Here is a 12295-nt window from a genome sequence, read left to right as displayed (position 1 = left end):
AATCGCCGCCGTTCGGCATGACGACATCCACTGCCGGTGAAGAGTGGATCGTGGAGGCGCTCGGCTGTGTGCCCGAGCGCCTCGCCGATCCTGCCACCTTGCGCGCGCTCTTTGCGCAAATCGTGACCGAACTGTCCCTGCATCCCGTGGGCGAGGCGCTGTGGCACCAGTTCCCGGCACCAACGGCCACAGCAGACGGTGATGCTGGGGAGGCCGGGGGGATCACCGGGCTGCTCATGCTCGCCGAGTCGCACCTTACGGTGCACACGTTCCCGGAGCACGGGTCCGCGTGTCTCAACCTGTTCTGCTGCACGCCCCGCGCGGCGTGGGACTGGGAGGCGCGGCTGCAGGCGCGTCTTGGCGCCACGGTCGTTCACGTGCGGCACGTGGCGCGCGCGTATGCGCCAGTGGCTGACGGCGCGGGGCTGACGCGCTCGTGACCGTACCGCAGGCGCACCGCGCCACCTGCCCCAATTGCGGCGCGCCCGTGCGCTTTCTGTGGGCGCAGGCCGTGCAGACCACCTGCGCCTACTGCCGCAGCCTGCTCGTGCGCCGCGACCTCGCGCTCGAGCGCGTGGGACTGCAGGCCGACTTTCCCGTCACGGGCTCGCCCATTCAGATCGGCACCACGGGGCGCTGGCGCGGCCAGTCGTTCCTGGTCGTGGGGCGGCTCACCTATGGGTGGGAGCGGGGACGCTGGAACGAATGGCACTGTCTGCGCGACGACGGATCGAGCGCGTGGCTCGCCGATGCGCAGCTGGAGTACGCCATGACGGTGCAGGTGTACCCCGATGGTCGCCTGCCGGAGCTGCGCACTGTGCTCGTTGGCGATGCGTTCGCGTGGGGGGATGGGCGATACGAGGTGGCCAACATCCTCGAGGCGCACTATCTGGGCACCGAGGGCGAATTGCCCTTCACCACATTCGCGAAGGGCACCAGCACGTTCGTCGACCTGGTCAGCGACGACGGCCGCTTTGCCACCGTCGATGGTACGGAAACGCCGTCGCTGCTGTATCTGGGGGAGTACGTGTCCTTCGATGATCTCGCCATGACGCAGTTGCGCGACTTCGAAGGCTGGTGAGCACCCCATGACCTTGCCTACCACATCGCCAGTGGCCCGCAGCGTGGTTCCGCGCGTGGCATCCCTTTCGTGCCCCTCGTGTGGTGCCGCCATCGAGATGCGGGCGCAGGGATGGGCCGAGAGCGTCGTGTGTGCCGCCTGTGGCGCGCAGCTCGATGCCGCCAACGACAACCTGCGGGTCCTGCAGTACGGTGAGGCCGTACGACTCAAGCCGCGCATTCCCCTGGGCACGCGCGGGGTGTTGCGGCGTGTCACCTGGGAAGTGATCGGCTGCCAGGTGGTCACCATAACCGTCGAAGGGACCGACTACTCGTGGACGGAGTACGTCTGCTTCAATCCGTATCGCGGGTTTCTGTACCTGTCAGAATACGACGGCCACTGGAACGTCATCGAGAAGCTCAAGTGGCGCCCCCGCGGTGGCGTGAGCGACGGGCTGCTCACCCTCACCCACGAGGGTCGCCGCTACAAGCACTTCCAGACGGCGCTGGCGCGCACCACGGCCGCGCTCGGCGAATTCCCGTGGGAACTGCGCGTGGGCGACTCCGTGGTGAGTCGGGACTTCGTCGACCCGCCCTTCATCCTCAGCGCCGAGGAGTCGGCGGGTGAGGTGACCTTCTCCCGTGGCAGCTACACGCCGCCGGAGGAGATCGCCCGAGCCTTCGGCGTGCCCTCGCTCCTCACGCCCATCGGCGTCTTCGCCAACCAACCCAATCCGTACGGCGACCTCCCCAAGCGCATGGGGCAGCGGTTCCTCATCGGTCTGCTGGTGCTCTTCGCGATGCTCTTCGCGAACCTCATCTTCTCCAGCAAGCGCACCGCCTTCTCGCAGGCATATACCTTCGACCGCAGCACGAGCACGAACGCCGCCTTCGTGACGGCCCCCTTCACGCTCGACGGACGCCCCTCCGGTGTGGCGATCGATGTCGCCGCGGCGCTCGAAAACGACTGGGTGTTCTTCACGCTGTCGCTCATCAACGAGCAGACGGGTGAGACACGCGAAGTCACACGCCAGCTCGAGTACTACTCGGGGCAGGACAGCGACGGGTCGTGGTCGGAAGGCGATCGCTCGGAGACGGTGCGGCTGTCGGCCGTACCCGCTGGCCGCTACTTCCTGCGCGTTGAACCGGAAGGTGGTGAGGTTGGCCGACAGCGTGTCGCATACACCATCGAGGTCCGTCGCGACGTGCCGCACTATGGCTTCTACGCGTTGGCGTTCCTTGCGGTCCTCACGCCCATGATTTTCGCCCTCTTTCCGTCGGCCGCCTTCGAAAACCGGCGCTGGGCGGAAAGCGATCATCCCATCGGCGGCACCTCCGCCAGCGAAGACTGAGCATGGGCCCTCGCATTTACACCGTCTGGCTCGCCCTGGTGCTGGCCCTGCTCGGCATGGCGCAGTATCGCGGCTGGACGCTCACGCGCGCCAACGAAACGCGCAACGATCCGCGTTCGGTGCGCGACAATCCGGGCGCGTACCGCTCATCGTACTACATCCCCGGGCGCACGCTCCGTGGCAAGTGACACCCCACGCATGAGGATTCAGGCATGAACGGACAGTTCGTGGAGAACGTCGTCAACTCCGCCGCTTTTGCGCTCATCGGTATCGTGATGTTCGTGGCGGCCTTCTTCATCCTCGATGCTCTCACCCCCGGCAAGCTCTGGGATGAGATCAGCGAGAAGAAGAACACCGCAGCGGCCATTCTCATGGGTTCGGTCGCCATCGCCCTCGGCATCATCGTCGCTGCCGCCATTCACTGACGCGCGCGGCATCGCGCGCGGGGCATCGCGCCAACGAACGCGTCACCAGGGTTCCCGTGCAACTCGCGCTGTTTCTTTCCGTATGCCTCATCGCGGCGTGCGGGCTCATCTACGAGCTCGTCGCGGGAGCGCTCGCGTCGTATCTGCTGGGCGACAGCGTCACGCAGTTCTCCACGATCATCGGCACCTATCTCTTTGCCATGGGGATAGGAAGCTGGCTGTCCCGCTTCGTGGTACGCGGAGTCGTGACCCGCTTCGTCATCATCGAACTGCTCGTCGGGGTGGTGGGGGGGCTGTCCTCGCTCGCCCTCTTCCTCGCGTTTGCGTACACCGAGGCCTTTCGCCCCACGCTGTATGCGCTGGTGCTGCTCATCGGCATCCTGGTGGGACTCGAGGTGCCGCTGCTCATGCGCATCCTCAAGGACCGCTACTCGTTCAAGGATGTTGTGGCCAATGTCCTCACGTTCGATTACATCGGCGCCCTCGTGGCCTCGCTGCTGTTCCCGCTGCTGCTCGTGCCGCGACTCGGCCTCGTGCGTTCTGCGCTGCTCTTCGGTGTGATCAACGTGGCGGTGGGGCTGTGGAGTACATGGCTCTTCCGTGACGTGCTGCCGCGACGGCGCTGGTTGCAGGGAGCCGGGTTGCTGGCGCTCCTCGTGCTGGGGGGCGGCCTCTGGAAGGGGCAGGCCATCACCACGCTGGCCGAGGAGGGGATGTACGCCGATCCCATCATCCTGGCGAAGGACACCCGCTATCAGCGCCTCGTGCTCACCAGCTGGAAGGACGACCTGCGCCTCTACCTCAACGGGCATCTGCAGTTCGCGTCGCGCGACGAGTATCGCTATCACGAGGCGCTCGTGCACCCCGGACTCGCCGCCGCGCGCGCCCGCGGGCGGGTGCTCGTGCTTGGGGGCGGCGATGGCCTCGCGGTGCGCGAAATCCTGCGTTACCCCGACGTGCAGCGGGTCACGCTGGTGGATCTGGACGAGGGCATGACCGACTTGTTTCGGTCGCATCCGCGGCTCACGGCACTCAACGCAGGCTCGCTGAACGATCCGCGAGTAACGGTGATCAATGCGGACGCCTTCACGTGGCTCGCCGCCAATGCGGCGCAGTTCGATTTCGTGATCGTCGATTTCCCGGATCCGTCCAACTATCACGTGGGCAAGCTGTACACGAGCGCCTTCTATCGCCTCGTGAAGCAGCACCTCGCGCCCGGTGCCTTCATTGCCGTGCAGAGCACGTCGCCCATGTTCGCGCGGCAGTCATACTGGAGCATCGTGACGACGCTGGAGGGCGCTGGCCTTCGCACCTGGCCGTATCATGTGTACGTGCCGAGCTTCGGCGAGTGGGGCTTCGTGATTGCGGGGGTCAATAGCTATGCCCCCCCGGCACGGTTGCCCGCAGGCTTGCGCTACCTCACGGCCCGGGCCGTGCCCACGCTCTTCGACTTTCCGGCGGACATGCAGCGCGTGCCCGCCGAGGCCAATCGACTCAACGATCAGGTGCTCGTGCGCTACTACGAGCACGAGTTCGATGCCATCAATCGTTAGGCGCACCACGCGGGGCCTCGCGTGACCACGCGTCGGGCGTTCGTGCAGTGCGCCGCGCAGGCGGCGGCGCTGACGATCGGTGCGCCGCTCGTCGCGCACGCGGCCCCCGCGCTCGTGGGGCTTGCGCCAAAGGGGCGTGTCATCGGGGGCGGCTTCGTGGACGACGATGCGGCCGCGGGCCACGCGCTGCGTGACGGCGTTACCGTGCCCACGGGGCCCCGAACGGAGCGCGCGGTATCGGTGGCCATCGTGGGTGGTGGCATTGGCGGGTTGAGCGCCGCGTGGCGGCTCGATGCGCGCGGTCTCACCGACTGGACGCTGCTGGAGCTCGGTACCCAGCTGGGCGGCAATGCCCGCTCGGCGGAGTACCCCGGACTCGACGGCCTGCGTGCACCGTGGGGAGCGCACTACCTCCCCGTTCCCGATGCGAGCGCCGTGCACGTGCGCGAGCTCTGTCGCGAGCTGGGGCTGCTCTCACCGACCGGTGAGTGGGACGAGACCATGCTGTGTCATGCGCCGCAGGAGCGCCTCTGGCAGCACGGCCGCTGGCGCGAGGGGCTCGATCCCCTGGATGCGGCTACCGCTGCCGAGCGGCGGCAGTTCGCCCAGTTCGAATCGCTGGTCGCGGAGTGGCGCGCGAGTGGCATGTTCAGCGTGCCGTCGGCGCAGGGCCATGCGGTACGCGAGGAGGCCAGACGGCAGGGTGGGGCGGCAGGCCGGCGTGCCGCCGAGGTGGACGCCCTCGACCGGTTCACCGCCGACCAGTGGCTGCGCTCGCTCCGGCTCGATGCTCCGGCGCTGCGCTGGTGGGTGGAGTACGGCACACGCGACGACTACGGGGCGTCGCTGCAGCAGGCCAGCGCGTGGGCGGCCATGCACTATTTCGCGGCGCGCGGCGACGAGGAGCAGGGGCCGCTCACCTGGCCGGAGGGAAACGACTATCTCGTGCGCGCCCTGACGCGCCGGTTGGCGCGTCGCGGCGACGCGCGCGGGCGCGCGCGCCTGCAATCGTCATCCCCCGTACTGCACCTGACACGTCGAGGGACCGGCTGGCTGCTCGACACACCGCGGGAGCGCATCATTGCCGAGGCCGTGGTATGGGCGGCGCCGTTGTTCGTGCTCTCCCGCGTGTTGCGCAGCGCGGTGCTGCCAGTGCGCATCGAGTACGCGCCGTGGATGGTCGCCAACCTCGTGCTCGACCGGCCTCCAGCGGAGCGCGGTGCACCCATGGCGTGGGACAACGTGATCTACGGAAGCAGCGCGCTGGGCTACGTGAACGCGCAGCATCAACAGCTTGGCACCCCGCAAACGACGCAGCTGTGGACCTGGTATCACGCGCTCACTGACCGACCGGCACTCGCGGCACGCCAGCAGCTGCGCGACACGCCATGGAGCGCGTGGCGCGATCACATCATTGCCGACCTCCAGCGTGCCCACCCTGACATCGCGCAACGGCTGGTGCGCATCGACATCAGGCGCTGGGGGCACGCGATGGCGCGCCCCGTCCCCGGTGCACTGGCGCGCGTCAAGGCGCTGCGGGAGTGGGAGCCCGGGCCGCGGTTGTTCATGGCACACGCGGACCTCAGTAACTTGAGTCTCTTCGAGGAAGCGCAGTGGCATGGCGTGGCGGCGGCCGATCGGGTCGTGCGCGCACTGCAGTGACGCCGCGCCTCGTTGCTGGTGCCGGCCCCGACTATCGCCCATGAACTCCGACGCCTTCGCCTGGCCTGAACCGGCACCATCCCTGGCCCGAGCCGTGGGGGAGGAGTTTCTCCTTCAGCGTGAAATCGGGCGCGGGGGAATGGGCGTGGTGTATCTGGCCGAGGATACCCAGCTGCAGCGGCACGTAGCCATCAAGACACTCCCGCCACACCTCGCGGCCGACCCGGCAGTGCGCGAGCGATTCCTGCGGGAAGCGCGTACGGCCGCCGCGCTGTCGCATCCCAACATCGTCCCCATCTACTCGGCCGCCGAGCGCAACGCGGTGGTCTACTTCACCATGGGGTACGTGAAGGGCGAATCGCTCGCCGAACGGCTCGCGCGCACGGGCCCCCTCGACGTGCCGAGCGCGCTCGCCGTCATGCGACAGCTGGCGCTGGCCCTCGAGGCCGCGCATGCGCTGGGGGTCGTGCATCGCGACATCAAGGCGGAGAACGTGCTGCTCGACGAGGCGGGTCGTGCCGTGGTGACCGACTTCGGCATTGCGCGCGTGAGCGAGGCGCAGCCGCTGACTGCCACCGGCACGGTGCTGGGTAGCGTCCACTACATGAGCCCCGAGCAGGTGGTTGGCGACACGCTCGATGGCCGAAGTGATTTGTATGCGCTTGGCGTGTTGCTCTTTCACTTGCTCACGCGGCGGTTTCCCTTCGAGCGTACGACGCCGTCGGCGGTACTGGTGGCACATGTGAACAGTGCGCCGCCGCGTGTGCAGTCTCTGCGTGCCGATGTCGCCGATGACGTGGATGCACTGGTGCAGGCGCTGCTCGAGAAGCAGGTCGGGGACCGCATTGCGTCGGCGCGTCTGCTGCTCGAGCGTCTTGATGCCTTGCGCGTGGCACCCGCGAGTACGCCGCCCGCGCAGGTTCTTGCGCACGGCGAGGCGCCGCTGTCGTCGACGGAGGCCAATGCCGTGTGGGCGCGCGCTGCGGCGTTGCAGGCCAACACCGGGTACCATGTGCCGCCGCCGTCATTCCCAGCGCCTGCCTCCGGCGAGCCGCTCACGCGCGGCTACGATGTGGAGGCCGTGAAAGAGGCGGCGGTGGAAGCGGGAATCCCGACGAAGTATGTCGAGCGCGCGTTGGCGGAGCGCCACGCCGCGAGTCGCGTGGTCACGGTCGCGAAGGGCACCCGGATGCAGAAGGCGCCCAATCCGATCCTCGGCGCGTATACCAAACTCGAGTTCGAGAGCGTGGTGCACGGCGAGCTTTCACTCGAGGCCTTCGAGGATCTTGCCGACATTGCCCGCCGCGCCCTGGGTGACCTCATCACCATCAGCGCGGTGGGGCGCACGCTCACGATGTCCACCAGTGCGGCCCGTCCGGGGCAGAACGGCATGATGCGCCTGCTGCAGATCACCGTGGCCGTGCGAAACGGCAGAACCACCATTCGTGCCTATGAGGACATCAGCGGCGTTGCCGGGGGCCTGTATGGAGGGCTCGGCGCCGGACTCGGCGTGGCCTTGGGGAGCGTGACCATGGCAGTCCTGTCCAAGTCCGCCGGCGCGCTCGTGGGACTGGGGGCGCTGTTGGGTATCCTTGGCAGTGCCCTCGGCGGGGCACGGTATGCATTCACCCTGTCTTCCGCGAGCAAGCAGCGAGAGCTGCACGACCTCGTGCTGGAGTTGGGCCGCTTCGCGGAGGCGCACGTGGCGCAACAGGCGCGGACGGGGCGCCCCTCGGCTGTGGGGCCGGCGGATGGCGGAGGCACTTCCGCCGGCCGCTAAATTGCTGGAATGACCAGGAAGCGATTGATCGTCGTCGGGGATCGTGTCCTCGTAAAGCTCGAGGATGGGGAGCAGCGCTCCAAGGTGGGGCTGTACCTGCCCCCTACGGCCGTGGACAACCAGGCGGTGCAGGGTGGGGAGATCGTGGCCACCGGGCCAGGACTCGCCCTGCCAGATCTCGCCGACCAGGGCGATGAGCCCTGGCGCATTGGCGGACAGGCGGGGCGCGAGGCGCGCTACGTGCCCATGCAGGCCCAGGTGGGCGACTACGCGCTCTTTTTCCGCAAGGCCGCCGTGGAGATCACCTTCGAAGACGCACAGTATCTCGTGGTCCCGCAGGCCGCCATTCTGGCGCTGGTGCGGGAACCGCGAGAGGATATCCCGGAGTATTGAGTCAGAGCAGGAAGCAGGAGGCAGGAAGTCCACACGGCGGAGTGCTTATGCATCGTCCTTCTGATCCCTTCCTCCTGCTCCCCCGCGTTTTGGTTTCTCGCCGCCCATTTGCACCCACACGGAGTTTGCACCGATGATGTACCCCGAACAGCTGCTCATTCCCATGCGCCAGGAGCTCACGCGGCTCGGCGTCGAAGAGCTCAAGACCGTGGCCGAGGTCGACGCGAAATTCGCCGAGCATACGGGCACAGCGCTCGTAGTCGTGAACTCCGTGTGCGGGTGCGCGGCCCGCAATGCCCGTCCGGCGGTGGCCATGGCGCTCCAGCACCGCGTGAAGCCGGAGGTGGCCACCACGGTGTTCGCCGGGCAGGATACGGAGGCCACCGAGCGTGCGCGCAGCTACTTCGTGGGGTACCGGCCGTCGTCTCCCAGCATCGCCCTGCTCAAGGACGGTGACGTGGTCTTCATGCTCGAGCGCCATCAGATCGAGGGGCGCAGCGCGCAGGAGATCGCGGCCGACCTCACGCAGGCCTTCGACCAGCACTGCGCGTCCTTGTGACCCCAGGCCGCGGGCGCTGAATCGCGTTCCCTGCGCGGCCCGGGGAATGCCGGGTGGCTTACCCGTTCACCCGGATCCAGCGAACGATCTCGGCAAGGGACGGCCGCTTGCCATACATGAGCAGCGCCGTGCGATAGAGCCGCGCCGCCGCCACCATGGCGGCGAGGGCCGAGATCACGAGGAGCACGATGGAGAGCAGCAATTCGCTCGCCGGCACCGACGCCAGCCCAAGCCGCAGGGGCATGAGGATGGGCGACGAGAATGGCACGATGCTCATCGTGCGGGCAATGGGGCCATCGGGGTCGCTCAGCGCGGGCTGCAGCAACGCCATACTCCCCACCAACAGCAAAACCACCGGGGTCTGCGCCTGCTGCGCCTCCTGCTCGGAGCTCACGATGGAACCCACCGCGGCGAAGAGCGCCGCGTACAGGATGTACCCAAACACGAAATAGGCGAGCAGTGGGGCCAGTTCGAACAGGGTGACCGCGGGGAGCGTTATGCTCGTGCTCGTGACCCCGAGCGCGCCCAGCAGGCGCCCGCGATTGGCCAGCAGCGTCACCGCGCTGGCGGTCCAGAAGCCCAGCTGCACGAGCGCCACGCCGCCAATACCGAGCACCTTGCCCGTGAGCAACACGCGCGGCGACACGCTCGCCAGCACCAGCTCCGAGACGCGCGACTGCTTCTCCTCGGTCACGCCCCGCAGCACGATCTGGCCATACAGCACGATGATCAGGTACAGCAGCAGCGCCACGCCAGCGCCAAACAGCAGATTCACCTGCGCCGACCCGCTGCGGCCATCCCTCATGACGCGTTCCACGGTGGCCGTTATGCGCAGCTTCGCAATGCGCTGCGCCTGCTCGAGGTCGATGCCCGCATCGGCCACGCGCCGCCGCAGGAGCTCACGCTCGGCAGCCGCCTGCACGCGCTCGGAGGTGACGATCGGCGCCCCGCCGGCCAGGAGCAGCCGCATGCTGCCTACGGCCAGGGTGTTGGCGTCGATCACCGCCACCGCCGGCAGCGCGTTGCTCCCCAGGCGCGTGCGCAACGAGTCCAGCACCTTCCCGGAGTCGGTGGCCGTTGCGGCAATGACGGTGGCCCGCTGCCCGGTCGCCATGAGGCCGCCCGCGAGTTCCGTGGCAATGCCGTCCCCCATCGTCGTGCCGGAGACGTCGACAATCACCATGGACGAGAAGTCCACCGAGCGCGACGACTTGTATGCCAGGTACGGCGGGCCGATGAACAGCGCCGCAAAGAGCAGCGGGGCAAAGAGGGTGCTGACCAGAAACCACTTGGAGCGGACGCGCTCGCCGAATTCCCGTTCAATGACCGCCAGCAGCTTACCCATGTCCGCTCACTCCCGGTTCCACGCCCGTGGCGCCCACCCGCTCGAGGAAGATGCGGTGCAGTGAGGCTTCCGTGCGGTCGAAGCGCACCAACTCCACCTCGTGGGCCAGCAGCGCCTTGAGCAGTTGCTGGGAGTGCACGCCGGGCACGAGATCCACTTCCACCTGCTGGCCATGATCATCGAGATGGGCTACCAGCGACGGGTCGGCCAGCACGGCGCGCGCGCGATCGCGCCCGTCGTCGGCGAATTGAATGAACACCCGCCCTGGCCCGCCGAACTCCGCCTTCAGCGCCTTGAGCGACCCGTTGGCCACCACTTCCCCTCGGGCGATGATGGCCACGGCATCGCACATGCGCTCAGCGGCATCCATGACATGGGTGCTGAAAATGACCGTGCGCCCTTCGCGCCGCAGATCGAGTACGGTATCCTTGAGCGCCTGCGCGTTCACCGGATCGAGTCCGCTGAACGGCTCGTCGAGGATGACCAGCTCCGGATCGTGCAGCATGGTGCCGGCAAACTGCACCTTCTGCTGCATGCCGCGAGACAGATCTTCCACCTTGGCCGTGCTCCAGTCCTGCTGCGCGGTGCGCAGCCCGAGGCGCTCCAGCCACCGGTCAATACGCCGGTCGGCCTCTCGCGTTTCGAGCCCCTTGAGCCGGCCGAGAAAGCGAAGGACGCGCCGCACCTGCATCTTGCGATACAGGCCGCGCTCTTCGGGGAGATAGCCCAGACGGTCGGTGATCCCCGGGTCGGTATTGGGGCGCCCCAGCACCTCGATGCGTCCCGCGTCGGGGATCATGAGGTTGAGGATCATGCGAATGGTCGTCGTCTTGCCGGCGCCGTTGGGGCCGAGCAATCCGAAGATCGTGCCGGTGGGGACGAGCAGCGACACATCGCGCACGGCAACGTGGTTTGCATACGCCTTGCGCACCTGTTCGACGCGAATGGCAACCGATGATGCAGACACCAGGGCAGGTCGTGGAGGAAGAGCGGTCAGCAGGCGGTGAGGATCCCGCCGCGAATAGGCTGGAAGCTAACAGCGCGTCCTCCGGGATGTGGCTGGTGATTGCGGCGGGCGTGGGCGCGGCATTTCTCTCGCTGCTCACCGACGCCGCGCTGCCGCTGCATCAGCGCGTGGGCGGCTCGTGGTTTGCCCCCTCATGGCTACCGGAAATCCTCCGCGCCGTGGTCTGGCGACAAGCAGGGAGCATCGGACTCGCCCTGCTGCACGCGGGACTCATGGGCGCATCCCTGCTGGCCGTGTGGGATCTGGCGCGCCGGGACCGCTGGACGCTGTGGGGTACGCGTCTCGTCCTCGCGTTGCACGTGCTGCTTTGGGGGATCGTACAGCCAGCCACGATCCCGGAACTGGCGCTGGCCATAGCCCTGCCCATGGCCTGGAGTGCCGCCCTGCGCCTGCGCGACGGCACATGGGGGGCGGGTACGCTGATGGCCGCCTTGGCCGCCACCCTGGCCGTGAACAGCCATCGCCTGTTCCCGCTGGGCATGCTGCCGGTCGCCTTCCTGCTGGCCGATCGCCGGCAGGCGTCGCCCCACGCCCTGTGGCGCTTCGTCGTCGCTACGCTGCTTGGCTGGTGTGCCACGCCACACCTGCGCGATCTGCCGAACATCGGCTCGCTCAACGTCGCGCGCACGGCGCTCGCTGGTGGAGGGGCAGCCATACGGGAGCATGAGCCCGGTTTCGTGTGGCTGGCGCACGCCCCAGCGGGCATGCTGCTCGTGACCCTCCTGCTGCTGGTGCTGCCGCTGCTCCCGGCCAGTATGGGGCAACACGCGGGCAGGCTGCGCTGGCTTACCATGGCGTGGCTGGCGGGGCTGCTGCTCTTCACCCTGGCGGCGCCCGGGCTGTTGCTCTGGTGGCTCCTGGCCTTGCCCCTCGTTGCAGCCACCATGGGTGCGATTCCGCGACCCACCCGGGAGTGCCTGCGCCGGGTGCTGAGCGCCGCCTGGTGGTGCGTGCTGTTGACCATACCACTGCAGACGTGGCCGGCGCAGCGGTCGCGCAACACCACGTACCTGCTTGCCGCGCTGCAGCCGCTGCTTCAGGTTCCGCGCATGCCGAGCACGTGTCGCTGGTCCCCCTGCTCGTTCGTCTGTCGTACGCCCGCTTGCACTCTCTGAAATGCCCTGGTCGCTGCCGGTCGTG

13 protein-coding genes are annotated in these 12295 nt (G+C 67.9%); 11 read left to right on the top strand and 2 right to left on the bottom strand.

The genetic code is table 11. From position 1 onward, the window contains the following. Positions 1-17 precede the first annotated feature (17 nt). The 10 genes from O9271_RS00850 to O9271_RS00805 all read left to right on the top strand — a co-directional run bounded on the left by O9271_RS00850 (position 18) and on the right by O9271_RS00805 (position 8783). On the top strand, positions 18-440 hold the full coding sequence (locus tag O9271_RS00850; RefSeq protein WP_298265246.1) for an S-adenosylmethionine decarboxylase: 423 nt from the start codon (positions 18-20) through the stop codon (positions 438-440). Further along, positions 437-1081: a DUF4178 domain-containing protein gene (locus tag O9271_RS00845; protein ID WP_298265244.1), complete on the top strand. Its 645-nt coding sequence runs from the start codon at positions 437-439 to the stop codon at positions 1079-1081. Before O9271_RS00850 ends, O9271_RS00845 begins: the two co-directional genes overlap by 4 nt. A 7-nt stretch (positions 1082-1088) precedes the next feature. Then, the gene (locus O9271_RS00840; protein WP_298265242.1) at positions 1089-2411 is read left to right on the top strand and encodes a DUF4178 domain-containing protein; all 1323 of its coding nucleotides are present in this window, start codon (positions 1089-1091) and stop codon (positions 2409-2411) included. Positions 2412-2413: 2 nt separating this feature from the next. Next, the gene (locus tag O9271_RS00835; RefSeq protein ID WP_298265240.1) at positions 2414-2599 is read left to right on the top strand and encodes a hypothetical protein; all 186 of its coding nucleotides are present in this window, start codon (positions 2414-2416) and stop codon (positions 2597-2599) included. 24 nt (positions 2600-2623) lie between these two features. Beyond that, positions 2624-2836 carry a DUF350 domain-containing protein gene (locus tag O9271_RS00830; RefSeq protein WP_291261156.1) on the top strand — a complete coding sequence of 71 codons (213 nt, stop codon included), beginning with the start codon at positions 2624-2626 and terminating at the stop codon, positions 2834-2836. After that, a complete protein-coding gene (locus O9271_RS00825; protein ID WP_298265415.1) occupies positions 2833-4389 on the top strand; it encodes a polyamine aminopropyltransferase in 1557 nt (518 codons plus the stop codon). Before O9271_RS00830 ends, O9271_RS00825 begins: the two co-directional genes overlap by 4 nt. A gap of 21 nt (positions 4390-4410) precedes the next feature. Next, positions 4411-6051, top strand: a complete 1641-nt coding sequence (locus O9271_RS00820; protein ID WP_298265238.1) for an NAD(P)/FAD-dependent oxidoreductase — start codon at positions 4411-4413, stop codon at positions 6049-6051. Positions 6052-6091: 40 nt separating this feature from the next. Next, positions 6092-7831 (top strand): serine/threonine-protein kinase, encoded by a 1740-nt coding sequence (locus O9271_RS00815; RefSeq protein ID WP_298265236.1) that lies wholly within the window; start codon positions 6092-6094, stop codon positions 7829-7831. Between the two features lie 9 nt (positions 7832-7840). Beyond that, positions 7841-8224: a co-chaperone GroES family protein gene (locus O9271_RS00810; RefSeq protein WP_298265234.1), complete on the top strand. Its 384-nt coding sequence runs from the start codon at positions 7841-7843 to the stop codon at positions 8222-8224. A 136-nt stretch (positions 8225-8360) separates the two neighbouring features. Then, entirely contained in the window at positions 8361-8783 is a 423-nt protein-coding gene (locus tag O9271_RS00805) for a BrxA/BrxB family bacilliredoxin (protein ID WP_343213857.1), read from the top strand. Between the two features lie 58 nt (positions 8784-8841). Here O9271_RS00805 and O9271_RS00800 read toward each other — a convergent pair whose 3' ends face one another. Both O9271_RS00800 and O9271_RS00795 read right to left on the bottom strand, forming a co-directional pair. Next, complete coding sequence (locus O9271_RS00800; protein ID WP_298265230.1) at positions 8842-10128, bottom strand: ABC transporter permease; 1287 nt, start codon at positions 10126-10128, stop codon at positions 8842-8844. Next, positions 10121-11095: an ATP-binding cassette domain-containing protein gene (locus O9271_RS00795; RefSeq protein ID WP_298265229.1), complete on the bottom strand. Its 975-nt coding sequence runs from the start codon at positions 11093-11095 to the stop codon at positions 10121-10123. Before O9271_RS00795 ends, O9271_RS00800 begins: the two co-directional genes overlap by 8 nt. On the opposite strand from O9271_RS00795, the gene O9271_RS00790 reads away from it, so the two are divergent. Then, positions 11083-12270, top strand: coding sequence for a hypothetical protein (locus O9271_RS00790; protein ID WP_298265227.1), 1188 nt, complete (start codon positions 11083-11085; stop codon positions 12268-12270). The genes O9271_RS00795 and O9271_RS00790 overlap by 13 nt on opposite strands. Positions 12271-12295 lie beyond the last annotated feature (25 nt).

Source organism: Gemmatimonas sp. (assembly GCF_027531815.1).
Taxonomy (GTDB): Bacteria; Gemmatimonadota; Gemmatimonadetes; order Gemmatimonadales; family Gemmatimonadaceae; genus Gemmatimonas.
Note: the sequence above shows the minus strand (reverse complement) of the source record. Positions and strands in the feature narration are given on the sequence as shown.